Annotated in this window: 17 protein-coding genes; 4 read left to right on the top strand and 13 right to left on the bottom strand. The window is 70.0% G+C overall.

Going from position 1 to position 26769, the window contains the following annotated elements; all coding sequences use genetic code 11:
- Window positions 1-85 precede the first annotated feature (85 nt).
- Together ACWEV3_RS12840 and ACWEV3_RS12835 are read left to right on the top strand one after the other, a co-directional pair.
- A complete protein-coding gene (locus ACWEV3_RS12840) occupies window positions 86-1012 on the top strand; it encodes a LysR family transcriptional regulator (protein WP_132486752.1) in 927 nt (308 codons plus the stop codon).
- 39 nt (window positions 1013-1051) lie between these two features.
- On the top strand, window positions 1052-3235 hold the full coding sequence (locus ACWEV3_RS12835; protein ID WP_452614005.1) for a thiamine pyrophosphate-dependent enzyme: 2184 nt from the start codon (window positions 1052-1054) through the stop codon (window positions 3233-3235).
- 133 nt (window positions 3236-3368) lie between these two features.
- Here the strand turns inward: ACWEV3_RS12835 and ACWEV3_RS12830 are convergent, their stop codons facing one another.
- The 13 genes from ACWEV3_RS12830 to ACWEV3_RS12770 form a co-directional block, all read right to left on the bottom strand.
- Window positions 3369-3524, bottom strand: coding sequence for a hypothetical protein (locus ACWEV3_RS12830; protein ID WP_452614004.1), 156 nt, complete (start codon window positions 3522-3524; stop codon window positions 3369-3371).
- Between the two features lie 265 nt (window positions 3525-3789).
- On the bottom strand, window positions 3790-5190 hold the full coding sequence (locus ACWEV3_RS12825; protein WP_452614003.1) for an FAD-binding oxidoreductase: 1401 nt from the start codon (window positions 5188-5190) through the stop codon (window positions 3790-3792).
- A gap of 70 nt (window positions 5191-5260) precedes the next feature.
- Window positions 5261-6061 (bottom strand): MBL fold metallo-hydrolase, encoded by an 801-nt coding sequence (locus tag ACWEV3_RS12820; protein WP_452614002.1) that lies wholly within the window; start codon window positions 6059-6061, stop codon window positions 5261-5263.
- Window positions 6062-6310: 249 nt separating this feature from the next.
- Complete coding sequence (locus tag ACWEV3_RS12815) at window positions 6311-7291, bottom strand: phosphatidylinositol-specific phospholipase C (RefSeq protein ID WP_452614001.1); 981 nt, start codon at window positions 7289-7291, stop codon at window positions 6311-6313.
- 72 nt (window positions 7292-7363) lie between these two features.
- On the bottom strand, window positions 7364-8821 hold the full coding sequence (locus tag ACWEV3_RS12810; protein ID WP_452614000.1) for a carboxylesterase/lipase family protein: 1458 nt from the start codon (window positions 8819-8821) through the stop codon (window positions 7364-7366).
- Window positions 8822-8865: 44 nt separating this feature from the next.
- Entirely contained in the window at window positions 8866-10188 is a 1323-nt protein-coding gene (locus ACWEV3_RS12805) for a wax ester/triacylglycerol synthase family O-acyltransferase (protein ID WP_452613999.1), read from the bottom strand.
- Window positions 10189-10862: 674 nt separating this feature from the next.
- Window positions 10863-11756: a methylenetetrahydrofolate reductase gene (locus ACWEV3_RS12800; RefSeq protein WP_452613998.1), complete on the bottom strand. Its 894-nt coding sequence runs from the start codon at window positions 11754-11756 to the stop codon at window positions 10863-10865.
- A gap of 31 nt (window positions 11757-11787) precedes the next feature.
- A complete protein-coding gene (gene ahcY, locus ACWEV3_RS12795) occupies window positions 11788-13248 on the bottom strand; it encodes an adenosylhomocysteinase (protein ID WP_452613997.1) in 1461 nt (486 codons plus the stop codon).
- A gap of 48 nt (window positions 13249-13296) precedes the next feature.
- Window positions 13297-16863 carry a methionine synthase gene (gene metH, locus ACWEV3_RS12790; protein WP_452613996.1) on the bottom strand — a complete coding sequence of 1189 codons (3567 nt, stop codon included), beginning with the start codon at window positions 16861-16863 and terminating at the stop codon, window positions 13297-13299.
- Window positions 16864-16882: 19 nt separating this feature from the next.
- The gene (locus ACWEV3_RS12785) at window positions 16883-17857 is read right to left on the bottom strand and encodes a carbohydrate kinase family protein (RefSeq protein ID WP_452613995.1); all 975 of its coding nucleotides are present in this window, start codon (window positions 17855-17857) and stop codon (window positions 16883-16885) included.
- Window positions 17858-17999: 142 nt separating this feature from the next.
- Window positions 18000-19202 carry a methionine adenosyltransferase gene (metK, locus tag ACWEV3_RS12780; protein ID WP_452613994.1) on the bottom strand — a complete coding sequence of 401 codons (1203 nt, stop codon included), beginning with the start codon at window positions 19200-19202 and terminating at the stop codon, window positions 18000-18002.
- Between the two features lie 183 nt (window positions 19203-19385).
- Window positions 19386-21089 (bottom strand): glycine/sarcosine N-methyltransferase, encoded by a 1704-nt coding sequence (locus ACWEV3_RS12775; RefSeq protein WP_452613993.1) that lies wholly within the window; start codon window positions 21087-21089, stop codon window positions 19386-19388.
- Between the two features lie 747 nt (window positions 21090-21836).
- The gene (locus tag ACWEV3_RS12770; RefSeq protein WP_452613992.1) at window positions 21837-23585 is read right to left on the bottom strand and encodes an AMP-binding protein; all 1749 of its coding nucleotides are present in this window, start codon (window positions 23583-23585) and stop codon (window positions 21837-21839) included.
- A gap of 201 nt (window positions 23586-23786) precedes the next feature.
- On the opposite strand from ACWEV3_RS12770, the gene ACWEV3_RS12765 reads away from it, so the two are divergent.
- The gene (locus ACWEV3_RS12765; protein ID WP_452613991.1) at window positions 23787-25604 is read left to right on the top strand and encodes a glycoside hydrolase family 2 protein; all 1818 of its coding nucleotides are present in this window, start codon (window positions 23787-23789) and stop codon (window positions 25602-25604) included.
- A gap of 136 nt (window positions 25605-25740) precedes the next feature.
- Entirely contained in the window at window positions 25741-26763 is a 1023-nt protein-coding gene (locus ACWEV3_RS12760; protein ID WP_452613990.1) for an aldose 1-epimerase family protein, read from the top strand.
- Window positions 26764-26769: the final 6 nt, after the last annotated feature.

Here is a 26769-nt window from a genome sequence, read left to right as displayed (position 1 = left end):
CGATTTCAATGGAAATTGCGGTCGACACCCGGGGCGAGCCGGCACCGGGTGCGCGGTCTGGAAGACGAGAGTTGAGGGGGCAGGCGTGCTCAACCCGATCCACCTGAGAACCCTGCAGGAATGCGTCCGCACCGGCTCGTTCGCCGAGGCCGGCAGGGTGCTCGGCTACACCGCATCGGCGGTGTCGCAGCAGATGGTGCTGCTGGAACGCGCGGTCGGCGCACCGCTGTTCGAACGCTCCGCCCGCTCCGCCCGCAGCACCGCGCTGGCGGTCCGGCTCGCCGACCGCAGCCGCGACGCGCTCGGCGCGCTCGACTCGCTGGAACGCGAGGTGCGGGCGATGGTCGCCGGCGAGGAAGGCAGCCTGCGGCTGGCCAGCTTCGCCACCGCCAACGCGCGGGTGCTGCCCGACGTGCTGGCCGCCGTGGTCGCCGAGCGGCCCAGCGCCGAGGTGCAGCTCGACGAGGGCGAACCGGACGAGGTGCTCGGCGACGTGCTCGAAGGCGTCCTGGACGCGGCGGTGGTCTTCGAGTACGACCTCGATCCCAGGCAGTGGCCGATCGAGCTGTGCGTGGAGGAGCTGATGGCCGAGCCGCTGCGGCTGGCGCTGCCCGAGACGCACCGGCTGGCCGGCGCCCCGGAGGTGGAGCTGCGCGAGCTCGCCGACGACGCCTGGATCTGCACCCGGCAGGACACCGCGGGCGCGCGGGCGCTGGTGCGGCTGGCCGCCGCGGCCGGGTTCGTGCCGCGGATCACCTTCCGCAGCAACGACTACTCGGTGATCCGAGACCTGGTGGCCCGCGACCTCGGGGTCGCGGTGCTGCCCGGGCTGGCGATCCCCGACGACCACGTGCGCATCTCCCGGATCTCCGGCTGGCAGCCGCACCGCCGGGTGAAGGCCCTGTACCGGAAGCAGAACACCAACCCGCTGCTGCCGATCGCGCTGGAGTGCCTGGCCAAGTCCTGCGCCCAGGTGGCCAACGGCTGGCACGCGGAGCCGCGCGAGCCGTGACCCAGCGCCCGACCCGCTCACTTGCAACACGGAGGATCGATGAGCGACAAGACCGAGCCCGTTGACGAGTTCTTCCGCGCCGCCGTGGCCGGTTGGTCCGCACGGCCGTCGACCGGGTCGGGACCAGGCGACGAGTTGCTTGAGCTGTTCGACTCGCAGGCCGGCAGCCGGCACCTGGACTTCCAGGCGCGGCAGCTGGGCTCGCAGGGCAAGGGCTTCTACAGCATCGGCTCGTCCGGGCACGAGTCCAACGCCGCGGTAGCCGCCGCGCTGCGGCCGACCGATCCGGCGCTGCTGCACTACCGCTCCGGTGGCTTCTACGTCCACCGCGGCCGGCAGGTGCCGGGGCAGCACCCGCTGCGCGACGTGCTGCTGGGCATCGTCGCCTCGTCCGACGAACCGATCTCCGCCGGGCGGCACAAGGTGTTCGGCAACGCCGAGCTGTCCGTCATCCCGCAGACCTCGACCATCGCCTCGCACCTGCCCCGCGCGGTCGGCCTGGCGTTCTCCCTGGGGCGGGCGGCGAAGCTGGGCGTCCCGACCGCGTGGCCGGCGGATTCGGTGGTGGTGTGCAGCTTCGGCGACGCCTCGGCGAACCACTCGACTGCTACCGGCGCGATCAACTCGGCGCTGCACTGCGCCTTCCAGGGCCTGCCGATGCCGCTGCTGCTGGTGTGCGAGGACAACGGCATCGGGATCAGCGTGCGCACCCCGCAGGGCTGGATCGAATCCACCTACGGCAACCGCGCCGGCCTGCGGTACTTCACGGTCGACGGCGCCGATCCGGTGCGATGCCTGGCGGTCGCGCGAGAGGCCGCCGACTGGGTTCGCGAGCACCGCGCCCCGGCATTCCTGCACTTGCGGACGGTGCGGTTGATGGGGCACGCCGGGTCCGACGTGGAATCCGGCTACCGGTCGCGCACCGAGATCACCACCGACTACCAGCGCGACCCGCTTCTCGGCACGGCGAAAGCACTGGTGGACAACGGGATCCTCGAACCAGGCGAGGTGCTCGCGCGCTACGAGGACAAGCGGGCCGAGGTCGCGCGCATCGCGGAGGATGCGCTCGGCCGCCGCAAACTGGGCAGCGCCGCCGAGGTGATGGCGTCGATCTACCAGGACCGGCCCGACGCCGTCGCGCGCCGGGCGGGTGAGGTCCCGCCGCGGCGCGCGGAGGTCTTCGCCGATCAGCTGCCCGAAGCCGAGGGGCCGCTGACCCTGGCGCAGGCGATCAACCGGTCGCTGACCGAGGAGCTGGGCCGCGACCCGGGCGTCGTGGTCTTCGGCGAGGACGTCGCGCGCAAGGGCGGCGTGTACGGGGTGACGCGCGGGCTGCGCAAGAAGTTCGGCGGCACCAAGGTCTTCGACACGCTGCTGGACGAGCAGAGCATCCTGGGCACCGCGCTCGGTGCGGGACTCGCCGGGCTGCTGCCGATCCCCGAGATCCAGTACCTCGCATACGTGCACAACGCGGCCGACCAGTTGCGCGGTGAGGGAAGCACGCTGAGCTTCTTCTCCAACGGTCAGTACCGGAACCCGATGGTCGTGCGCATCGCCGGTTACGGCTACCAGAAGGGTTTCGGCGGCCACTTCCACAACGACGACAGCGTCGCCGCGCTGCGCGACCTGCCGGGCGTCGTGGTCGCCTCGCCGTCGCGGCCCGACGACGCCGCCGCGATGCTGCGCACCTGCGTCGCCGCCGCGCACGAGGACGGCCGGGTGTGCATGTTCCTGGAGCCCATCGCGCTGTACCACACGCGCGACCTGCACGAACCCGGCGACGGCGAGTGGCTGGCGCGGTATCCCGCGCCCGGTGAACACCACGTGCCGATCGGGCGGGCCCGCGAGTACGGCGACGGCGAGGACCTGACGCTGGTCAGCTTCGGCAACGGCGTGCCGATGAGCCTGCGGGTCGCGAAGCGGCTGCGGGAGCGCGGCATCGGGGCGCGGGTGCTGGACCTGCGCTGGCTGGCGCCGCTGCCGGTCGAGGACCTGCTGGCCGCGGCGCGCGCGACCGGCCGGGTGCTGGTGGTGGACGAAACCCGCCGCAGCGGCGGCGTTTCCGAGCCGGTGGTGACGGCGCTCGTCGACGGCGGCTTCGCCGGGCCGATCGCCCGGGTCACCAGCGAGGACAGCTTCATCCCGCTCGGCGCGGCGGCCTACCACGTCCTGCTCGACGAGGACACCATCGAAACGGCGGCCCTGGAACTCGCGAAGCGCTGACGGCGCTCCGCTGCTCCCAGGGTGGGTGCATTGACGGTGACAAGGCTGCTCGGGATGCCGTTTTCGCGCGAAAACGGCATCCGTCACGCCTGCGAACGCCGTTTTCGCGCGAAAACGCCGTCCGGCTCCCGGACTACGGCTGTTCGAGGTCAGCGCGGAGGACGTGCTTCAGCGCCTTCCCAGTGGGGTTGCGGGGAATCGCCTCCCGGATGACCAGCTCGCGCGGGAGCTTGTAGGAGCTCAGTCGCTCGGCGCCGAAGGCCCGCAGGTCTTGCAGGGTCTCCCGCAAGCACGAGGACCTGGGCGAGGCGGTGGTGGCGGTGGTGAAGCCGACGCCGCACCGCGATCTCGGCGACCGCAGGGTTCGCGGCGAGCGCGTTCTCCACCTCGACGGAGTAGACGTTGCGGCCGCCGGAGATGATCACGTCCTTGAGCCGGTCGACCAGCGTGATGTAGCCGTCCGCGTGATCCGGTGCTGCTCCATCGCATCGAGCACCGCGGCGGGTTCGAATCACCTCACGCCGGTGTTCTCCGGCGTGCTGGCGCGCGGGCTCTCAGCTGTCCGGGTCGCCGAAGACCTTGCCTGGGTTGAAGATCCCGGCCGGATCGAGGGCGTTCTTGACCGCGTGGTGCATGCCGATCACCGCCGGGCTGAGCTCCGCGTGCAGGCCCTTGCGCTTGAGCAGGCCCACGCCGTGCTCGCCGGTCACCGTGCCGCCCATCGCGATGGCGTCGGCGACGATGTCGTCGAAGGCCCGCTGCGCGCGCAGCCGCGACGCGTCGTCACCGGGCGGCGTGATGATCAGCGGGTGCAGGTTGCCGTCGCCGGCGTGCGCGATGTTGGCGATCTGCGTGTCGTGCCGCTGCGCAGCCGCCTCGATGCGGCCCAGCATCTCCGGCACCTTCGCCCGCGGCACGCAGACGTCCTCGGTCAGCACCGGACCGAGGCGCTCCAGCGCCGGATACGCCAGCCGGCGCGCGGCGAACAACGCGTCCGCCTCGTGCTCGTCGGTGGAGCGGGCGCTCCAGGTCGCGCCGGCCTCGTCGAAGCAGCGCAGCAGCCCGTCGACCTCCTGCTCCCCCGCCGCGCCCGGAGTATCGGAACGGCCGAGCAGCAGCACGTTCGCCTCGGCGCTGAGGCCCATGTTCTTCCACTCGTCGACGGCCTTCAGGCAGTGCTGGTCGAGCAGTTCCAGCGCCGACGGCACGATCCCGGCCGCGGCGACCGCGGCCACCGCTTCGCCCGCCGCCACGAGGGAATCGAAGTACCCGACCACGGTGCGCTCGGGGGCTCGCAAGCCGGGCAGCAGCTTGACGGTGATCTCGGTGATCACGCCGAGCGTGCCTTCCGAGCCGACGAACAGCCCGCACAGGTCGTAGCCGGCGACGCCCTTGGCGGTGCGCCGCCCCAGCCGCACCACCTCGCCGTTGCCGACGACGGCTTCCAGGCCCAGCACGTAATCGCGGGTCACGCCGTACTTCACGCAGCACACGCCGCCCGCGTTGGTGGCGACGTTGCCGCCGATGGTCGACCACGGCGAGCTGGCCGGGTCCGGCGGGTACCAGGCGCCCTGCTCGCGGCAGGCGGCGCGCAGATCGTCGTTGACCACGCCGGGCTGCACCACGGCGAGCTGCTCCCGCGGGTTGATCTCCAGGATCTCGTTCATGCCCTCGAAGGAGATCAGCACGCAGCCGTCGATGGCGTTCGCGCCGCCCGACAGGCCGGTCCCGGCGCCTCGCGGCACCACCGGAACCCCCAGCTCAGCGCAGATCCGCACTGCGGCGACGACATCATCGGTGCTGGTCGCGCGCACCACCGCCAGCGGTTCGCCGTGCGGGGCCCACTCGGCCTCGTCGTGGGCGAAGCGGGCGACGGAATCGGGGTCGGTCAGCAGCACCGGCTCGGGCAGTTCCGCGCGCAGCGCCGCGAGCGCCTTCTCCGCCGTGTCTGACATGCCGTCCTCCGTCCGCCGCGATACTTACTCACGTTAACCAACGCGGCCGCCGACGCCCGCGGCGAGGTCGTCAGCGCGCCAGGGCGTCCCGGGTGAACTTCTCGGGGAAGGGCGAGCGCTCCACCGCCTGCTCCGCGGTGAGCTCCCCCGCCGCCACCGCCCGGCACAGCTCGGCCACGGTCGCCAGCTCGGCGCGCTGGCGCCGCACGAACTCCCGGTCCACCGGCTCGCCGTGCCCGGGCAGCACCACCGGCGCGTCCAGCGCGAGGACGCCGTCCAGCGCGGCGGGCCACCCCTGCGGATACGCGTCACCGAACTGCGGCGGCGCGCCCTGCTCGACCAGATCGCCCGCGAACACGACACCCGCATCCGGCACGTGCACGACCACGTCGTGGTCGGAGTGCGCCGGCCCGAAGTGGAGCAGCGCCACGTCGCGCCCGCCGAGGTCGAGCACCTGCCGGTCGCCGACCAGGTTGTCGGGCAACGCGATCCGCACCGCCTCGATGCGATCGGCGACCTCGTGCTCGCCCCGCTGGCGGTAGTTCCGAGCCCACTTCTCGCGCTGATCCGCCCCCGTGGCCACGAGCTGGGCGCGGCACCGGTCGTGCGCCCAGACCTGGCACGGCAGGAACGCCTCGGTGCCGAAGCTGTGGTCGAAGTGCGCGTGGGTCAGGACCACCGACCAGGGCAGCGGCGTGACCTCGCGGACCGCCGCGGCGAGCTCGGCCCCCTGCCCGGCGTCGCCGCCGGTGTCGATGACGAGGCAGCGCTCGCCGCCCACGACGAGGCCGACCGAGAGGTCCAGCTCCTCGTACCGGCGAACCAGCACGCCATCGGCGACGTCGATCCAGCGTCCCAACTTCCCACTCACCTCGTACTCACCACGGTTCCCACGAACAGGGCCGGAAGCGCCTCCGCTGCCCCGAGAAGACCATCCGCCGCGATTCTCCCCCGCAGGCCGACCGGTGCTCCCCGAGGCCGGGCCGATGAACCCGGGCGTGCCCCGATTTCGCCTGAAACCGGAAACCCCAGAACCGCACTTCACCGAGGAGCTTCAGCACCGGGACGTGGTTCGCCGGTGGCTCCCGGTTTCGCCTGGACTCCGGGTGGCCCCGTCCGGTCAGCGGTTGGCCGCGATGATGGCGTTCACCAGGTCCGCTCCCGGGAAGTCCATCATGATCACCCCGGTCCTCGGCAGGTCGTTGCCGTTGAGGTGCTCCAGGGCGAAGTCGTTGACGCCGCGGAAGCCGGCCGCGCCGCAGGCCACCGCGTCCGGGAACGCCGCCGGGCTGGACCCGCTGGAGAAGTTCAGGAACATCCGGCCGGCGTCGGCGGCCGCCGTCTTGTCCAGGTGGTCGCGGACCTTGAACCACTTGTCGTCGATGTCGAACAGCGTCGGCACGTCGTAGGCGTCCTGGACGTACTCGCCCCAGGTGTCGTTGTTGAACTGGCCGAGCCCGCGCCCCTCGTAGAGCCCGCCACCCGCGCCCTGCAGGGTGGCCAGCACGATCTTGCCGCGCGCCTGCCCCAGCGTCGGCATGTCGCCGCCCGCCGGGTCGAGCAGGTACTCGCCGTTGGGATCGTTGTCCCGGTACCAGTCGAGGATCTGCGCGGTGTCGAGCCGGCTGTTCTCGTCGGTGCACGAGGTCATCTCGCCGGTGCACTCGGCCTTCAGCCGCATGAGCACCGCTTCGCCGGGGTGCGCGGCCAGGAACTCGCCCGCCTCGCGCAGCACGTCGGAGAAGTTGGCGTTCTGGTAGAACGGCCCGTGGTGCAGGGTGAACCGGTCGTCGTAGCGCCGCACCCTGATGTCGATGGCCCGGATTCCGGACTGCAGCTGCACGCCCAGCGTTTCCGCGCTGTCGCCGTGGTTCTCCTGCGTCTGCGTCAAGGAACCGCCGTGCAGCGACAGGGTTTGGTGGGTGCCCGGGATCGACAGCTTCGCGAGGCTGGCGTCGTCCGGTAGGCCCGCCATCCAGTCCGGGTTCGAGGTCTCCGTGATGCTCTGGCAGTACGGCGCCGCGGCCGCGGTCCCCGGTAGGACCGCGACGGCCAGCGCCATCGTGAGAACCGCTGCCGCACGAGCCGGTCTTCCGGGCATGCGCAAGAGAATCCCGCGCCTCCCGCGGCAACGGCCGGAATGGCGGGAAGTCGCCATCCCGGCCATCAGCGATCACGCCGGGAAGCGGTGCCGCCAGATCTCGCGGGACGGCTTGACCGGGTCGGCCACCACCGTCGGCGGCACGTTCCAGATCCGGGCCGAGCGGTCGGCGGCGGTGTAGGCGGGCCAGCCGGGGTCGCCGGTGGTGGCGAAGGAGACCCACGCCCTGCGCAATTCGCCGGAGAGCTCCTCGAAGTCCGGCGGCACCGTGCCCTCGAACCACGCCGCGGTGAGCTCGCTTTCCGAGACGCCGAAGGTGAACGGCACGTCCAGCCCGTGGCAGGCGCCGAGCGCACCGCCGAGCCCCGGGACGGGCCAGGAGAACTCGTACAGGTAGCTCCGCCCACCGCCGGCGGCGTGGCCCTCGGCGAGCCACGTCGACGGCATGCGGAACAGCTGGTCGCTGAGCATCACGCTGAACAGTTCCGCGTCGTCGACGCCCGGATACCCCGCGCGGTACTCGTCGACCACCGACGGCGCCAGCCGCAGGCCCTGCGCCATCGCGGCCGGGTCCTTCGCCTCCGCCGGGAGCCCGACCGTGAACATCCTGGCCTCGTCGGTGTTGTAGCCGCTGATCAGGTCCACACCGCGGGGCGCACCGGAGCGCAGCGCCGCCCACGGCAGCTCCGACAGCACCTCCCCGTCCAGGACCACCGCGTACGCCGTGGAGTTCGTCCAGGCCGCGCGGTCGGCGTTCATCTCCTGCATCACCGGGGACTGGGCCGCGTGGATCGCCTCGGACGGCACCGAGCCCAGCGCCTCGGCGGTGGCGGGAACGTCCAGCCGGCCGGCGATCAGCTCGCCGATCTTGCGGGCCTCGTCCTCGCCGGAGTAGAGGTTGCCCAGGCTCTGCGCGATGGCGCGGTGGAAGAGGCCCTGCCCGGCCGAACCGGCGATCAGCGCCGCCACCGAGGTCGCCCCGGCCGACTCGCCGAAGATCGTCACGTTGCCGGGATCGCCGCCGAACGCCGCGATGTTCTCCCGCACCCAGCGCAACGCCGCGAGCTGATCCAGGATGCCGCGGTTGGCCGGAGCATCGGCGACCCAGCCGAAACCCTCGTAGCCCACCCGGTAGTTCACCGTCACCACGACCACGCCACCGCTCGCCAGCCGCGACCCGTCGTACGCCGGGCTGTCGGTCGTGCCGCCCAGGAACGCGCCGCCGTGGATCCAGACCATCACCGGTAGCCCGCCGCCGAGGTCCGGGGTCCAGACGTTCAGGCTGAGGGAATCGGTGCCGTCGCCGGGATTCCACAGCGACGGCACGCCCGGCATGATCGTGGGCTGCGGCACCGATGCGCTGAACGCCGAGGCGTCGCGCGCGCCGTCCCAGCGCTCGGGCGCGACCGGAGCCTGGAACCGGCGCGGGCCGTCCAGCGGCGCCGCGTACGGGATCCCCTTGAACGCGCTGATCTCCCCATCGACGGTGCCGCGCACCGCTCCGTGCTCGGTCCGCACCACAAGATCCATACCCCCATATAACCAGGAAAACCGTGGCGGCGCGGGCGAATCGGTCACGACAGGTCGCCGAGTTCGGCAACCGCGAGCGGCAGCGCACCGCTGAACTTCTCCAGGTCCGGCAGCGCGGCGCGGTTGGCGTGCACGCCGACGTGCACGGTGTCGCGGTACTGCGAAACCGCGATGGCCAGCGCCTGCCCTGCCGCCAGCGGGGCCACCGGGTACAGCTCCGCCAACGCCGCCCCACCCAGGGCCGCCGGGAAGTCCGGCAGCGGCACGTTGGTGATCACGGTGTCGAACAGCAGCGCGGCGCTCTGCCCGGTCAGCGGGGCGGCCACCTGGTGCACGATCTGCGGCACCCGCCCGGCCAACACCGGGAACGCGCCCGGCCCGCGCAGCGGACCCGCGCTCTTGTTGCGCCTCATCGCGGCCCGGATCGCCTGCAGCCTCGCCACCGGATCCGGCTCGCCCACCGGCAGGTCGCACAGGTAGCCGGAGAGCCGGTTGTTCCCGCTCACGTCGTCGCCGCGCCGGCGGCAGACCGGGATCAGCGCCCGCACCGGCAGCTCGCCGACCGGATGCCCGCGCGTGGCCAGCCACCGGCGGAACGCCCCGGCGAGCACCGCGAGCACCACGTCGTTGGTGGTGCCGCCGTGCTTCGCGCGGATGCGCCGCAGGTCGGCGAGGCCGATCGGGACCAGCGCCACCCGCCGCGCCGTCGAGGACGAGGCGCGCAACGGCGAATCCGGGACCGGCACCCGCATGTTGCGCACCACCGACGAGGCGATGCCCAGCGTCTCGCCGGATTTCGACAGGGTTCCGCGCACCGCCCCGATCAGCTTCCGCGGGCGCCGGAGGAGCTGCAGCGGACCGCCGACGGGGCAGGCCGGTTCCTGCTCGGCGGGCGCGAAGCCGTCCAGCAGCGCCACTCCCGTTTCGACGGCCTCGCGGCCATCGGCCAGTGCGTGGTGGAACTTCACCAGCACCGCGAACCGGTCCCCGTCCAGGCCGGTGATCAGGTGCAGTTCCCACAGCGGACGGCGCCGGTCCAGCGGATCCGCGAGGAGCTCCGCGACCAGCCCGGCCAGCTCCGCCCGCCCGCCGGGGGTGGGCAGCTGGTGGCTGTGCACGTGTTCGGACGCGTCGAATTCCGGGGCTTCCGCCCAGTGGGCCTGGCCGGGCAGCCAGGACTGGCCGATCCGCAGCCGCAGCCGCGCGATCCGCTGCGCCCGCTCCGCGAGCAGCCCCAGCAAGCGCAACCGGTCCACCGGTTCCGGCGGCCGGAACACCGCGACCGCGCCGAGGTGCATCGGCGCGGTTTCCTGCTCCAGGCAGAGGAACGCCCAGTCCAGCGCGCTGACCTCGCTCGTCGTCATCATCGCCGCACCTCACCGCGCAATTCGAGAAGTCGTTTCCGCGAACCATTCGAACTCGGCAAATCGACCGGCCGGGTTACCGAACCGTTTCCGTTCCCGAAACAGCGGGCGGCGAATCCGCTGGGCGAGCCGATCCGCGACAATTGATCTTTCGGAATTCGCGGAGGAGATTCGCCCTCGAACGGTCCGGGACCGCGGCGCGAACACGCCGGCGACAACGGCACTGACCTGCTCCTCCCCCGTCCCGCGGACAGCGCTGGACGAACCCCATCCCGGCGTTCGCGACCCCCGCCCCGGGGCACCGCTTACAGCGCACCATTGCACTTCTGTCCGAATTGGACTGATCGATTTCCGGTCGCGGCCGAATTCGGCCGAGCGGACCGCGAATGCGTCAACTCTAGCGAAGCGCGGGACCGGATCAAAAAGGAAGCCACCGGGTCCGGCGCCCCCGGCACCGCCGTTGATCGCTCCGCTGCGTGCCGAGCGGCCGCCGCCGGTCACCCGAATGCGGGCACGAAGACCGCGCGCGACGGCCCGTCGACGGGCTTCGATGACACCGCGCACCGGGCCGGCCCGGATGCGCGTCCCGGGGCCGTGACCGACCTCACCCGGAATCCCGTCCCGACGAGCAGAAGCCCGCCGCCCCGGAGGGACGGCGGGCTTCGACGGCTCGGGCGTCAGGCGGCTTTCAGCACGCCGTCGGCCAGTCCGAGGTTGGCCACCACCTCGCGGGTGGCCTTGGCCCGGTTGAGGCTGTAGAAGTGCAACGCCGGCACGCCTTCGGCGATCAGCTTCTCGCACAGCCGGGTGGTGATCTCCAGCCCGGCCGCCCGGAAGCCGGCCGCGTCGTCGCGCAGCGGGTCCAGCACCGCCGACACCTCGTCCGGGATCGTCATGTTGCTCAGCTGCGTGGTCATGCCCAGCACCCGCGGCGTGGTGATCGGCATGACCCCCGGCAGCAGCGGCTGGTCGCAGCCGTGCTGCGCCAGCCGGTCCCGCAGCCGCAGGAAGTACTCCGGCTCCAGGAACATCTGCGCCACCGAGAAGTCCGCCCCGGCCCGCAGCTTGTTGACCATGTGCCGGGTGTCGGACTCCAGGTCCACCGAGCGCGGGTGCAGGTGCGGGAACGCCGCGACGCCCACGCTGAAGTCACCGCACTCGCGCACCAGCCGCACGAGCTCGTCGGCGTAGGTGATGCCCTCCGGGTGCGGGGTCCACTCGCCCATCGGGTCGCCCGGCGGGTCGCCGCGGATCGCCAGCACGTTGGTGATGCCCTCGGCCGCGTACGAGCCGATGACGTGCCGCAGTTCGGCGATCGAGTGGTTCACGCCGGTCAGGTGCGCCACCGGCACCAGGGTGGTGTCGCTGGCGATCCGGCCGGTGGTGCGCACGGTGCGGTCCCGGCTGGACCCGCCGGCACCGTAGGTCACCGACACGTACGCGGGGTCCAGCGGCTCCAGCTCCCGGATGGCCCGCCAAAGCTGGCGTTCCTCCTCGTCGGTCTTCGCGGGGAAGAACTCCACCGAGAACACCGTCTTGCCGGGGCGCAGCCGATCTATGACCCGAGTCATGGCCTGGTCTCCTCCTCAGCCGAGAAATCGATCAGTAGCGGTAGTGGTCGGGCTTGTACGGGCCGTTGACGTCGACGCCGATGTAGGCGGCCTGCTCCTTGGTCAGCTTGGTCAGCTTCACACCCAGCGCGTCCAGGTGCAGGCGGGCGACCTTCTCGTCCAGGTGCTTCGGCAGCACGTAGACCTGCTTGTCGTACTCGCCCGGCTTGGTGAACAGCTCGATCTGCGCGATCGTCTGGTTGGTGAAGGAGTTCGACATCACGAAGCTGGGGTGACCGGTGGCGTTGCCCAGGTTCAGCAGGCGGCCCTCGGACAGCACGATGATCGAGTGCCCGTCCTCGAAGACGTACTCGTGGACCTGGGGCTTGATCTCCTGCTTGCGGATGCCCGGCACCTTCTCCAGGCCGGCCATGTCGATCTCGTTGTCGAAGTGACCGATGTTGCCCACGATCGCCTGGTGCTTCATCCGCGTCATGTGCTCGGCGGTGATGATGTTGAAGTTGCCGGTGGTGGTGACGAAGATGTCCGCGGTCTCCACGACGTCTTCCAGGGTGGTGACCTGGTAGCCGTCCATCGCCGCCTGCAGGGCGCAGATCGGGTCGACCTCGGTGACGATCACCCGGGCGCCCTGGCCGCGCAGCGATTCCGCCGAGCCCTTGCCGACGTCGCCGTAGCCGCAGACGACCGCGACCTTGCCGCCGATGAGCACGTCCGTGGCCCGGTTGATGCCGTCGACCAGGGAGTGGCGGCAGCCGTACTTGTTGTCGAACTTCGACTTGGTGACCGAGTCGTTGACGTTGATCGCGGGGAACAGCAGGTCCCCGGTCTTGGCCAGCTCGTACAGGCGGTGCACGCCGGTGGTGGTCTCCTCGGTGACACCCTTGATCTCACCGGCGATCTTGGTGAACCGCTGGCCGTCCCGGGCGATGCTGGCGCGCAGGGTCTCCAGGATGACCTTGTACTCCTCCGGGTCGTCCTCGCCCGGCTGCGGCACCGCGCCCGCGGCCTCGAACTCGACGCCCTTGTGCACCAGCAACGTGGCGTCACCGCCGTCGTCGAGGATCATGTTCGGACCCTGGCCGTCACCGAACTGGAACAACTGGTCGGTGCACCACCAGTACTCCTCCAGCGACTCACCCTTCCACGCGAACACCGGCACACCCGCAGGCGCCTCCGGCGTCCCGTTCGGGCCCACCACGACCGCCGCCGCAGCCTCGTCCTGCGTCGAGAAGATGTTGCACGACACCCACCGGACCTCCGCGCCCAACGCGACCAAGGTCTCGATCAGCACAGCCGTCTGCACCGTCATGTGCAACGAACCCGCAACCCGCGCACCCTTCAACGGCTGCGAATCCGCGTACTCCTCGCGAGTCGCCATCAGGCCCGGCATCTCGTGCTCGGCCAACCGGATCTGATGCCGCCCGGCCTCGGCCAACGACAAATCCCGGACAGCGAACTCAAGGCCGTTGACCTTCTGCAACTTGACGCTCATGGTTTCCCTTCTCGATTTCCCGTGCGGTTGCGGTGTCTTGCGGGTGGATCAGGTGTTGAAGTACTTCGCCTCGGGGTGGTGGGCGATGATCGCGTCGGTGGACTGCTCGGGGTGCAGCTGGAACTCCTCCGAGAGCACCACGCCGATGCGCTCGGCCTCCAGCAGGTCGACGATCTTGGCCCGGTCCTCGATGTCCGGGCAGGCGCCGTAGCCGAAGGAGTACCGCGCGCCGCGGTAGCCGAGCTTGAAGAACTCCTGCACGTCGGCCGGGTCCTCCTCGGCCACCGAACCGCCGGCGGCCCACAGGAGCTCCCGCCGGACGCGGCGGTGCCAGTACTCGGCCAGCGCCTCGGTGAGCTGCACGCCCATGCCGTGCACCTCCAGGTAGTCCCGGTAGGCGTTCTTGGCGAACAGCTCGTTGGCGTAGTCGGCGATCGGCTGGCCCATGGTGACCAGCTGCACCGGCAGCACGTCCACCTGGCCGGTCCGCTCGGCCTGCTCGCGCGTCCGGAAGAAGTCCGCCAGGCACAGCCGCCGGTCGCGCTTCTGCCGCGGGAAGAAGAACCGGTGCCGCTCCTGGGCGTCCGGCTCGTCCTTGTCCAGCACCACGAGGTGGTTTCCCTCGGTCACACAAGGGAAGTAGCCGTAGACGACGGCGGCGTGCTGCAGGATGCCCGCGGTGGACAGCTCGTCGATCCAGTGGCGCAGCCGCGGCCGGCCCTCGGACTCGACGAGTTCCTCGTAGGACGGCCCCTCGCCCTTCTTCGCGCCGCGCAGGCCCCACTGGCCGAAGAACGTGGCCCGCTCGTCCAGCAGCGCCAGGTAGTCGGCGACCGCGACGCCCTTGACCACCTTCGAGCCCCAGAACGGCGGCGTCGGCACCGGCGCTTCGGCGTCCACATCGGACCGCGTGGTGTCGGTGTACTCCGGCTCGGGTCCCTGCTCCGCTTTGCGCTTCTCGGCGATGCGCATCGACCGCTCGCGGCGGGCCTTGCGCTCGGCCTTCTTCTCCTGCTCGGCCGCGTCTTCGGCAGGCGCGTCACCGCGCTTGACGGACATGATGCGGTCCATCAGGTGCAGGCCTTCGAAGGCGTCCTTCGCATAGCGCACATCGCCCTGGTAGACGTCGTCCAGGTCGTTCTCCACATAGGACCTGGTGAGCGCCGCGCCACCCAGCATCACCGGGTACTTCTCGGACATTCCCCTGGAGTTGAGCTCCTCCAGGTTCTCCTTCATGATCACGGTCGACTTCACCAGCAGCCCGGACATGCCGATGGCATCGACCTCGTGCTCCTCGGCGGCGTCCAGGATGGCGTTGATCGGCTGCTTGATGCCGATGTTGACCACGTCGTAGCCGTTGTTGGACACGATGATGTCGACGAGGTTCTTGCCGATGTCGTGCACATCGCCCTTGACGGTGGCCAGCAGCAGCTTGCCCTTGCCGCCGGAGTCGTCCTTCTCCATGTGCGGTTCGAGGTAGGCGACGGCGGCCTTCATGACCTCGGCGGACTGCAGCACGAACGGCAGCTGCATCTGCCCGGAGCCGAACAGCTCGCCGACGACCTTCATCCCGGCCAGCAGGTTCTCGTTGACGATGTCGAGCGGCTTCTTCTCCTTCATCGCCTCGTCGAGGTCCGCCTCCAGGCCGTTGCGCTCGCCATCGACGATCCGCCGCTCCAGCCGCTCGAACAGCGGCAGCTTGGCCAGTTCCTCGGCCCGCGAAGCGCTGCTGGACTTCGCGGTCTTGCCTTCGAAGAGCTCCATCAGCTTCTGCAGCGGGTCGTAGCCCTCGCGGCGCCGGTCGTAGACCAGGTCGAGCGCGACCTCCCGCTGCTCGTCCGGGATCTTGTTCATCGGCAGGATCTTCGAAGCGTTCAGGATCGCGGTGTCCAGGCCGGCTTCCCGGCATTCGTTGAGGAACACCGAGTTCAGGACCTGACGTGCCGCCGGGTTGAGCCCGAACGAGACGTTGGACAGGCCGAGCGTGGTCTGGACGTCCGGATGGCGCTTCTTGAGCTCCCGGATCGCGTTGATCGTCTCGATGGCGTCCTTGCGGACCTCTTCCTGTCCGGTGGTGATCGGGAAGACCAGGCAGTCGATGATGATCGCGGACTTCTCCAGACCCCAGTTGGTGGTCATGTCCTCGATCAGCCGTTCGGCGACCCGCAGCTTCCACTCGGCGGTGCGCGCCTGGCCTTCCTCGTCGATGCAGGTCACCACCACGGTGGCACCGTGCTCGACGACGAGCTTCATCACGCGCTCGTACCGCGAGCCCGGCTCGTGACCGTCCTCGTAGTTCACCGAGTTGACCGCGCACCGGCCGCCCAGGTGATCCAGTCCGGCCTCGATCACGTCGGGCTCCGTGGAGTCCACCATGATCGGCAGGGTCGAGGAGGTGGCCAGCCGCGACGCCAGCTCCCGCATGTCGACCGTGCCATCGCGGCCGACGTAGTCCACGCACAGGTCCAGCATGTGGGCGCCTTCGCGCGTCTGGGACTTGGCGATCTCCACGCAGTCGTCGTAACGGCCTTCCAGCATCGCCTCGCGGAACGCCTTGGAACCGTTGGTGTTTGTGCGCTCGCCGATGTTGAGGATCGACGCGTCCTGCTCGAACGGCACCGCCTGGTACATCGACGAGATCGACGGGATGTGCTCCGGCTCGCGCACCTTCGGCGCCAGCGAGCCGACCGCCTCGGCCACGGCGCGCACGTGGTCGGTGGTGGTGCCGCAGCAGCCGCCGACCAGCCGGGCGCCGAAGTCGTTGACGAACCCGACCAGCGCCTCGGCCAGCTCGTCGGGCTGCAGCGGGTACACCGCGCCGTTGGGGCCGAGCTGGGGCAGGCCGGCGTTGGGCATCACCGAGATCGGGATCCGGGAGTTCTGCGCCAGCACCCGCAGGTGCTCGCTCATCTCCGCCGGGCCGGTCGCGCAGTTCATCCCGATCAGATCGATGCCCAGCGGCTCCAGCGCGGTCAACGCCGCGCCGATCTCCGAGCCGACCAGCATCGTGCCGGTGGTCTCCACCGTGACCTGCGCGATGATCGGCAGCCACCGGCCGGTCTGGGCCATCGCCCGCTTCGCCGCCACGATCGCGGCCTTGGTCTGCAACAGGTCCTGGGAGGTCTCCACCAGCACCACGTCGATGCCGCCGTCGAGCATGCCCAGCACCTGCTCGACGTAGGCGTCGCGCAGCACGGGGTAAGGCGCGTGGCCCAGCGTCGGCAGCTTCGTGCCCGGGCCGACCGAACCGAGCACGAACCGCGGCCGCTCCGGCGTCGAGTACTCGTCGGCGGCCTCGCGGGCCAGCGCCGAGCCCGTCTCCGCCAGCTCCCGGATCCGCTCCGGGATGTCGTACTCGCCGAGGTTCGCCAGGTTCGCGCCGAAGGTGTTGGTCTCGATCGCGTCCGAGCCCGCCTCCAGGTAGCCCCGGTAGATCGAGGACACCACGTCGGGCCGCGTGACGTTCAGGATCTCGTTGCAGCCCTCCAGGTTGGCGAAGTCGTCCAACGTCAGGTCGAACGCCTGCAGCGCGGTACCCATGCCGCCATCGGCGACGAGGACCCGCTCGCCGAGGGCGCTCAGGAACCCGCTCGGATCGTTCTGCCGGTCTGCCATCCCCTGCTACTCCCCGTTCTCAGCCGAGCTTCGACTGGACCTCGGCCGCGGCGGCGTCACCGTACGCCTCGGCGATGCGCGCGACGAACGAGTCGCGCTCCACCTGGTACTCCTGCGGACCGTCGGTCTCCAGCGAGACGGTCGCCAGCGTGCAGCCCAGCTGCAGCGAACGCTCCAGGTCTAGGCCGTGGTACAGACCCGCGAGGAACCCGCTGCGCAGCGCGTCGCCGACGCCGGTCGGGTCGCCCTTCTGCTTCTCCTTCGGCGGAGCGACCTCGACGGTCGGCTCCGACTTGGACTCCACCTGCACGCCCTTCGGGCCCAGCGAGGTCACCCAGAGGCCGACTCGTTCCAGCACGTCGGCGTGCGTCCAGCCGGTGCTCTGCAGCAGCAGGCCGTGCTCGTACTCGTTGGTGAAGAGGTATTCCGCGCCCTCGACGAGCCGGCGGATCTCCTCGCCCTCCATCCGGGCCAGCTGCTGCCCCGGGTCGGCGACGAACCGGTAGCCGCGGTCCCGGCACTCCTCGGTGTGCCGCACCATCGCCGCCGGGTCGTTGGGCGAGATCACCACCACGTCGAGGCCGCCCAGCCGGTCGGCGACCGGCTTGAGCTCGATCTCGCGGGCCTCGGCCATCGCCCCGGCGTAGAACGAGGCGAACTGGTTGTGGTCGAGGTCGGTGGTGCAGATGAACCGCGCGGTGTGCTTGGTATCGGAGACGTACACCGACGCGGTGTCCACCCCGTGCCGCTCCAGCCACCCGCGGTACTCGTCGAAGTCCTGGCCGACGGCGCCGACGAGGGCCGAGCCGACGCCCAGCTGGCCGAGGCCGAAGGTGATGTTGGCCGCGATGCCGCCGCGCCGCACCTCCAGGTCGTCGACCAGGAACGACAGCGACACCTGGTGGAGCCGATCCGCGACGAGCTGATCGGTGAACCTACCGGGATAGGACATCAGGTGGTCGGTGGCGATCGAACCGGTCACCGCAATCCGCACTGCTCTACTCCTTCACCAGGGCCGGCCGCCGCTGCGGCGCCGACCTTTGAAGCTCCATTGGACCCCGTCGCCGCTCACGCCGGACCGCGGGGCGCGATCGGCGCGCCCCGCAGCCTGCCGCCACGGCCCCCGAAGGTCGACGTCAGATACCGGCGGCGCTCTTCAGCGCCTCAGCCCGGTCGGTGCGCTCCCAGGGCAGGTCGACGTCACTGCGCCCGAAGTGACCGTACGCTGCCGTCTGCGCGTAGATCGGCCGCAAGAGGTCCAGGTCACGCACGATGGCGGCGGGCCGCAGGTCGAAGACCTCGTTGATCGCGGCCTGGATCTTCACCGGGTCGACGTTCTCGGTGCCGAAGGTCTCGACGAACAGGCCCACCGGCGCGGCCTTGCCGATCGCGTAGGCGACCTGCACCTCGATCCGGCTGGCCAGACCCGCGGCGATGGCGTTCTTGGCGACCCACCGCATCGCGTAGGCGGCCGAGCGGTCCACCTTCGACGGGTCCTTCCCGGAGAAGGCGCCGCCGCCGTGGCGGGCCATGCCGCCGTAGGTGTCGACGATGATCTTCCGGCCGGTCAGGCCCGCGTCGCCCATCGGGCCACCCACCACGAACCGGCCGGTCGGGTTCACCAGCAGCCGGGTGTCCGCGGAGTCCAGGCCGACCCGCTCGATCTCCGGGTCGATGACCTTCGCCTTGATGTCGCCCGCCAGCATGCCCTCGAGGTCGATGTCGGCGGCGTGCTGCGTGGACAGCACCACGGTGTCCAGGCGAACCGGCTGGTCGCCGGCGTACTCGATGGTCACCTGCGTCTTGCCGTCCGGCCGCAGGTACGGCAGCACCCCGTCCTTGCGGACCCGGGTCAGCCGCCGCGACAGCCGGTGCGCCAGCGCGATCGGCAGCGGCATCAGCTCGTCGGTTTCGGTGCAGGCGTAGCCGAACATCAGGCCCTGGTCGCCGGCGCCCTGCTTGGCGATCTCGTCGATGACGCCCTCGACGCGGGACTCGTGCGCGTCGTCGACGCCCTGCGCGATGTCCGGCGACTGGGAGCCGATGGCGACGTTCACACCGCAGGAGGCACCGTCGAAGCCCTTGGCGGAGGAGTCGTAGCCGATCTCCAGGATCTTCTCCCGCACGATCGTCGGGATGTCCGCGTAGGCGTCGGTGGTCACCTCACCGGCCACGTGCACCTGACCGGTGGTCACCAGCGTCTCCACCGCGACCCGCGACCGCGGGTCCTGGGCCAACAACGCGTCCAGCACGGCGTCGCTGATCGCATCGCAGATCTTGTCCGGGTGCCCCTCGGTCACCGATTCACTGGTGAACAACCTGCGGTTGATCTCACTCACGACTGCTCCTCACCTCACAGCTGATGCAGCACTGATCCTTGCGTACGGTAGTGACGAAAACAGGCAGGGGGTCTCAGCTGTCTGTTTCCAGACTCGCCTTGCGCGGCGGTGCCGGTGGCGTGCGTGGGCCGAGCGGCTGCGCCGCTTCAAGGACAACGACCAATCCCGTCTCCGACATCGTTCTCAGGCGCGGGCGTGGATGATGCCCCAGGAGAGGTTGCCCGCCTTGCCACCTGCGACCCAGTTCTTCAGACCCGTCTTCATCTTGGTGCGGTATTCGTCGCTGATCCGGTCCGCCAGCTCCGCTTCCCGGCTCTCGAGTACTTCCAGAACGCGCCCGTAGTGCACCGCTAGGAACTCGGTCAGGTCCTCGAAGTCGAAGTTCTGCAGGCCGAGGCGGGCCAGCTCGCGGCGGTAGAAGCCGGGCGAGCCCATCGTCTCCAGGTTCAGCCGGTCCAGGATCGGCCCGAGGTCCTTCTGCTTGGCGCCGTCGGCGGCCATCGGGTCGGTGAAGATGAAGGAGCCGCCGCCCTTGAGCACGCGGGACACCTCCTCCAGGACCCGCTCCCGGTCGCCGCTGTGCAGGATCGCGTCCTGCGACCAGACGATGTCGAAGGCGTTGTCCTGGAACGGGATGTCCTCGAAGGAACCGTCCTTGACCTCGATCAGCTCGTCCAGCCCCGCGGCCCGGGTGAACTCGAGGTTCCGGGCGTTCTCCACCTCGCTGAGGTTCAGGCAGGACACCTTGCAGCCGTAGGTCGCGGCGAGGTGGCGGGCCGCGCCGCCGTAGCCGGAACCGATGTCCAGGATGCGGGTGTCCGGGGTGATCTCGACCTTGGCGGCCATCCGCTCCACGGTGCGCCGCGAGGCGCTGTCGATGTCCTCGTCCGGGGTCTGGTAGAGGCCGATGTGAATGTCGTTGCCGCCCCAGACGTGGTAGTAGAAGTTGTCCGCGTCCTCGGAATTGTAGTAATCCCGCGCGGTGTGCACCGCGGTCGAGTACACGTCGGAGAGCTCTTCGTCCGGCCGGTACTTCTTCTCCGCCACGTGGATGAAGAAGTCGGGCTCGGCGTCGTGGTAGGTCTCCTGGAAATCACCGTAGGTGTCGATCCGCTGGAAGCCGACTTCGCGCATGAGCCGCCGCGTGTAGTTCTTCCGCAGCGGGTACATGTTCAAGAAGAATTCAGATTTGTCCGGGAACGTGTACTTGAAGCGCGCCAGGCCCTCGTCGACGTAATCGGGCTCCGCGGAGACGTCCTCGCCGGCGTAGTAGTAGGTGTGCTTCGACGAGAATCCGTTGTCCAGAATCGAGTCGTAATTGCGCTGATCGATGATCAACACACCGTCGTGCTTGAGCATCGCGTAGAACTCGGCGAGGGCTTTGCGCCGATCCCGTTCGGAGAACAGGTGCGTGAAGGAGTTGCCGAGGCAGATGATCGCGTCGTACTCGCCGTGGACGTCACGATTCAGCCAGCGCCAGTCGGCGTGCACCACGCGGAGGATGTGGCCGCCGTAGGTCAGTCCGTTGCTGAACGCCTTGGCGAGCATCTGCGGGCTGCCGTCGGCGCTGACCGCGTCGAAGCCCTCCTCCAGCAGCCGCACGGAGTGGAAACCGGTGCCGGTGGCGACGTCGAGCACCGAGCGGACGCCACGGGCCTTGAGCTGGTCGATGAAGAACGAGCCCTCGCTCTGGTAGCGCTTCTTCCAGTCGATCAGCTCGTCCCACTTCTCGACGAAACCGCCGACGTACTCGTACGTGTAGTGGTCAGATTCGCGCACTTCCAACGGGTTCTCGCCGAACACCTGCTCCTCGCGCGCCACCAGATCCGCGGTGTCCTGAGATCCGGGCTGCTCACTCGAAGCAAGATCGTCCACGCTCTTCGCCATTCTTCACTCCCACCACTCACGTTGGTCATGCGCCACCGCAGAACTCGAGGCCGCGCAAATCCGTGCCCCGAGCTCGTCTCGTGGCCGTGTCGGGTCGCCACTGCGAAAAAAGGCAACGCCCGTACCGGCGTGGGCAGCCGAGAAACGCTCAAGGCCGCAACACCTACGCCGATCACTTCCAGTCGGCACCCTTGCCGACCGGCCCTGACGCGGTATTCCTGCGTCGGTTAACTAACCTAGGCGAAGGAGATCGCAAAGCAAGCGTACGAACGTGTGACGCTAATCACCGGAATACGATGAATGCGTGATTTCCACTGTTACCCTGGGTGAATAAATGCGCTGCCACCTGCGCCGATTCGGCGCATTTTCGAGAGACATAACGATCACGCGAGTGCAGAATGTCAGCGATCTGTGTATACTGGCGCCCGCTTTGCCTTACCACAACAACTGCAAATTACACAACCGCGATTCCCGTCAAAATTATGAAGACTGGGCAGCGTGGCGGTTGACTTTTTCTCTTTTCATTGAGTTCATCGCGGCGCGGAGCACAGATGTTACGGTGTCCACCTCACGCATGCGAGCCATTTTCCGCGCCGGATCCGGCCCATCGGCCGCCGGCCACCGCCCTCCCCCGTCAAGCCTCACGCTCCCCCCGCCGGGACGATCGGCGGAAGGGTTCCTCGCCGCATCGGCCCTGGGGAAGTGTGGCACGCGCCCCCGGCGCGTGCCACCGCAGCAGCGCCCGGCTCAGCCCTTCAGTTCGGGGAAGTCCTCTTCGCGGAACTCGCGGTTTTCACCGCCGGGTCCGTCACCGGATCCACCGCCGGACCGGTGCAGTTCATCCTCCCGGCCGCGCAGTTCGACGCGGCGGATCTTGCCGGAGATCGTCTTCGGCAGCTCGTAGAACTCCAGCCGCCGCACCCGCTTGTAGGGGGCCAGGTGCTCGCGCGCGAAGCGCAGGATCGACAGCGCCGTCTCCCGCGTCGGCTCGTGCTGCCCGGCCAGCACCACGTACGCCTTCGGCACCGCGAGCCGGATCGGGTCCGGCGACGGCACCACGGCCGCCTCGGCCACCGCCTCGTGCTCCAGCAGGACGCTCTCCAGTTCGAACGGCGAGATCCGGTAGTCGGAGGCCTTGAACACGTCGTCGGTGCGCCCGACGTAGGTGATGTAGCCATCGGCGTCCCGCGATCCGACGTCGCCGGTGTGGTAGTGCCCGCCGCGGGTCACCTCGGCGGTGCGCTCGGTGTCGTCGGCGTAGCCGGTCATCAGCCCGACCGGGCGCGGCTGCAGCGCCAGGCAGATCTCGCCCTCCTCGGCCGGTTCCCCGGTGACCGGGTCGAGCAGCGTCACCTCGAAGCCGGGCAGCGGGCGGCCCATCGAGCCCGGCCGGACCGGCTGCCCGGGCGTGTTGGCGACCTGCACGCTGGTCTCGGTCTGGCCGAAGCCGTCCCGGATGGTCACCGACCAGGCGCGCCGCACCTGCTCGATGATCTCCGGGTTCAGCGGCTCGCCTGCACCAACCACTTTGGACGGTGGTGTGATCAGGGTCGCGAGGTCGGCCTGGATCAGCATCCGCCAGACCGTCGGCGGCGCGCAGAAGCTGGTGATGCCGCAGCGCTGCATCTGCGCCATCAGCCCGGCCGCGTCGAACCGGGTGTAGTTGTAGATGAACACCGTCGCCTCGGCGTTCCACGGCGCGAAGACGTTGCTCCACGCGTGCTTCGCCCATCCCGGCGAGGAGATGTTCAGGTGCACGTCGCCCGGCTCCAGCCCGATCCAGTACATGGTCGAGAGGTGGCCGATCGGGTAGGACACGTGGGTGTGCTCGACCAGCTTCGGCTTCGCCGTGGTGCCGGAGGTGAAGTAGAGCAGCATCGGGTCCTCGGCGCGGGTGGGCCCGTCCGGGGCGAATTCCGCGTCGGCCGCCGAACTGTCCGCATAGGACTCCCAGCCCGGCACCGGGTCGCCGACCGCGATGCGGGTGTAGTCGCCGGGCACGTCGGCGAACTTCGCCGCGTCGGCCGCGGTGGTGACCACGTGCCGGGCCCGGCCGCGGTCGATCCGGTCGCGCAGGTCGGCCGGGCCGAGCAGCGGGGTCGCCGGGATGATCACCGCGCCCAGCTTCATCGCGGCCAGGATCGTCTCCCACAGCTCGACCTGGTTGCCGAGCATCAGCACCAGCCGGTCGCCGCGGGACACACCGAGCCCGCGCAGCCAGTTGGCGACCTGGTTCGAACGGCGCGTCATGGCGCGGAAGGTCACCTGGTGCTCGCTGCCGTCGGCGTCGACGATCCACAGCGCGATGCCGTCGCGGCGCTCGCCGATCGTGTCGAACCAGTCCAGCGCCCAGTTGAACTCGGCCGGCTTCGGCCACTCGAAATCGCGGCGAGCGGTGTCGTAGTCCTCGCGGTGCCGCAGCAAGAAGTCCCGGGCGGTGCGGAACACCTCCGTCGCGGTGCCTTGCTGGGCTGAGGAATAACCGGTCACGTGCACACCCTCCTGGACTCGGCTGATTCACCCGATCACTTGAGCGGGCCAACAACGTAACCTCATGAGCCCTACCGATCCACGGCGCTTGCTCCGATTTGCGGGCGCTCTTTCGGCCGCGTTGACTGTGCGTGCGTTCATGGTCATTGTTGTCGGTTGATGGTGATTGCTTTTCGCCTTCTTCGGCAAGTCGGTCTGGAGGCAATCGTGCTGCTGCGCGCCCTGCTGCTCACCACGCTGTTGGCCACCGCCTCCGGGATTCCCGCGACCGCCGCCGTGGCCGCCGATCCCTGGCGCCCGAAACCGCCGCCGCTGGCCACACCGTGGACCGAGGAAGTCGGCCCGGACAACGCCCTCCCCGAGTACCCGCGCCCGCAGCTGACCCGCGAACGCTGGCTGAACCTCAACGGATTGTGGTCCTACGGCGGCGGATCGACCCCGCCGGCCGCCGCGACCGAGCAGATCCTGGTGCCCTTCCCACCGGAATCCGGGCTCTCCGGCATCCAGCGCCACGACGACCACATGCTGTACCGGCGGACCTTCGAGGTGCCGCCGGATTGGTCGGGGCAGCGGCTGCTGCTGCACTTCGGCGCGGTGGACCAGAAGGCCGCGGTGTCGGTCAACGGCCGGACCGTCGCGGTGCACGAGGGCGGCTACACCGGGTTCAGCGCCGACATCACCGACGCGCTGCGCCCCGGCGCGAAGCAGGAACTCGCGGTGGCCGTCGAGGACCGCAACGACGCCAACCCGTACCCGGTGGGCAAGCAGCGCAACAAGGCGGGCGGGATCCTCTACACCGGCGCGTCCGGGATCTGGCAGACCGTCTGGCTCGAACCGGTGCCCGAGGCGCACATCGCCAAGCTCGACATCACCCCGGATCTGCGCGGTTTCGACCTGACCGCGCGCACCTCCGCGCGCGCCGGGCAACGGGTCGAGGCGGTCGCCTTCGACGCAGAGGGCCGCGAGGTGGGGCGCGCCGACGGCCCGGCCGACACGGCGCTGCGGCTGGCACCGGCCGATCCGCACCTGTGGACGCCCGACGACCCCTACCTCTACGACCTCGTGGTCCGGCTGGTGGGCGCCGACGGACGCACCGTCGACACGGTCGGCAGCTACGCCGGGTTGCGCACCATCGAGCTGGTCGACGACTCGCAGGGGCGGCCGCGGATGGCGCTCAACGGCCGGATCCTCTTCCAGCACGGTCCGCTGGACCAGGGCTACTGGCCGGACGGGATCTACACCGCGCCCACCGACGAGGCGCTGCGGTTCGACCTCGCCGAGACCAAGCGGCTCGGGTTCAACATGGTGCGCAAGCACGTGAAGGTCGAGCCGGCCCGCTGGTACTACTGGACGGACCGGCTGGGCCTGCTGGTGTGGCAGGACATGCCGTCGCTGCCGATCGACCTCGCCGACCCGCCCGGCAGCAACCCGCCGCCCGGCGAGGAGGCCCGCGCGCACTACCGCGACGAGCTCACCGCCATGATCGACCAGCTGCGCAGCGTCCCGTCCATCGTGGCCTGGGTGCCGTTCAACGAGGGCTGGGGCGAGTTCGACACGGCCGAGATCGCCGAGCTGGTCCGGCGCACCGACCCGACCCGGCTGGTCAACGCCAACAGCGGGGTGAACTGCTGCTACTCGCTGCCGGACAGCGGCGCGGGCGACATCTACGACGACCACACCTACGTCGGCCCGGGCAGCCCGGAGGTGCGCGGCGAGCGGGCGTCGGTGGACGGCGAGTACGGCGGGCTGGGGCTGGTCGAGGAGGGCCACCTGTGGCCCGGGCAGCCGGGCGCGTACGAGATGACCAACAGCCGCGCCGAGCTGACCGACCGCTACGCCGAGGTCAGCGGCGACCTGGCCCGCATCGTCTCGACCAACGGCCTGTCCGCGGCGATCTACACCCAGACCACGGACGTGGAGAACGAGGTGAACGGCTTCTTCACCTACGACCGCCGGATCCTCAAGCCCAACCCGGACGTGGTCCGCGCCCGCAACCAGGCGGTGATCGACGCCGGCACGCCCTGACGACTGGCGACCCGGCCATCCACCGGCCACAGTGGATGGCGATCACCCGGGACCGGCGCGATTTCCCGAGAAATCGTCCGTCACCCGGGTGAACGTCGATTTCTCGCGGAATCGCGCACTCCCCAGGAGGTCCAGGATGCGACGTTTCAGCCGGCGGGCCGCGCTCGCCACCGCTGCCGGTGCGACCACCGCCGCCGCGCTCAGCGGCAGCGCCACCGCGCAGCCGGCCGATCCGGGCGGCGGCCGGTGGACGGCGAACGGGCGGCTGTACGAGATCCGCTCCGGGCGGCAGCGGGCCGTGATCGCCGGGGTGTCGGCGACGCTGCTGTCGTGGCAGGTCGACGGCGTCGAAATGCTGCTGACGCACCCGGCCGACGACGTCGGCGAGGGCTACCAGGGCAAGACGATCCTGCCCTGGCCCAACCGGATCGACCACGGCCGCTACACCTTCGGCGGCGAGGAGCTGCAGGTCCCGATCAACGAGCCGGATCGGGACACGGCCCTGCACGGGCTGATGAGCTTCGTGGAGTGGCAGCCCGTGCGGCACCGCGCCGACGGCGTCGTCCTGGAGCACGTGCTGCCGCCGGACTACGGCTACCCGTTCCGGCTGGCGTTCCGGATCGAGTACGAAGTGGACGCCACCGGGGTGCGAAGCACGTTGAGCGCCAAGAACATCGGCGACACCGCCGCCCCGTTCGGCACCGCCAACCACACCTACCTCGGCGCCGGCGGGGACCGCATCGACGACATCGTCTTCGAGCTGCCCGCCGACACCTACTACGTCGTCGACGACCGGCTGATCCCCACCGGCACCGCCCCGGTCGAGGGCACCGACTACGACTTCCGGTCGCCGCGCCCGATCGGAGCGACCGAAATGGACACCGCGTTCACCGGGCTGAGCCGCGGCGCCGACGGCGGCGCGGTGGTGCGGTTCGCCCGCCCGGACGGCGTGACCGCCGAGCTCTGGGTCGACCGCACGCACGGCTACCTGCAGGTCTACACCGACGACAGCCCGGCGACCGACCGCCCGGGGCGGGCCGGGATCACCGTGGAGCCGATGACGTGCGCGCCGAATGCGTTCGTCACCGGCGACGGCCTGATCACCCTGCGGCCGGGCGCCACCCACCGCGGCACCTGGGGCTACCGCATCGCGGGCTGATCGGGT

The sequence above is a fragment of the Saccharopolyspora sp. NPDC003752 genome (assembly GCF_053605825.1).
Note: the sequence above shows the minus strand (reverse complement) of the source record. Positions and strands in the feature narration are given on the sequence as shown.